The organism is Methylobacterium sp. WL18, assembly GCF_008040015.1.
In the GTDB taxonomy this organism is placed as follows: Bacteria; Pseudomonadota; Alphaproteobacteria; order Rhizobiales; family Beijerinckiaceae; genus Methylobacterium; species Methylobacterium mesophilicum.
On sequence record NZ_VRVD01001254.1, the window covers coordinates 1 to 578 of the forward strand.

The 578-nt window shown below is 75.4% G+C and carries 1 protein-coding gene; it reads left to right on the forward strand.

What is annotated here, in order from left to right; genetic code table 11:
* Window positions 1–83 precede the first annotated feature (83 nt).
* On the forward strand, window positions 84–578 hold a 495-nt coding region (locus tag FV228_RS32165; protein WP_147858010.1), incomplete at its 3' end, for a DJ-1/PfpI family protein.

Below are 578 nucleotides of genomic sequence, written 5' to 3' on the forward strand. Positions count from 1 at the left end.
GTGCGGCCGCATTCGGGCGCGTCCGCACCGGAGCCGCGGACGCGCCGAAAGCTATCCCGCAGGATCGCCCGGTCCGGATCGCGATGATCCTCTATCCGGGCATGACCGCCCTCGACCTTGTCGGCCCCCAGGCGCTGCTCGCCGGGCTGGCCCCCGGCAGCCTGTACTGCGTCGCGCGATCCGCGGGTCCGGTCGCCAGCGACACGGGCCTGAGCCTGGTGGCGACCCACACGTTCGAAACCTGCCCGCCCGATCTCGACGTCCTGCTGGTTCCGGGCGGCGACGGCAGCCCCGAGCAGATGCGCGACGCGGCCCTGCTGGACTTCCTGCGGGCCCGCGCGCCCGGCACGACCTGGCTGACGAGCGTCTGCACCGGCTCGCTGATCCTCGGGGCGGCCGGCCTGCTCAGGGGCTACCGCGCCACCTCGCACTGGTGCGTGCGCGATGCGGTGCTGCCGCTGCTCGGCGCCGTGCCGGTGGCCGAGCGGGTGGTGTTCGACCGCGATCGGGTCACCGCGTCCGGCGTCTCGGCCGGGCTCGATCTCGGGCTGGCGCTGGCCGCCCGCCTGCGTGGCCCC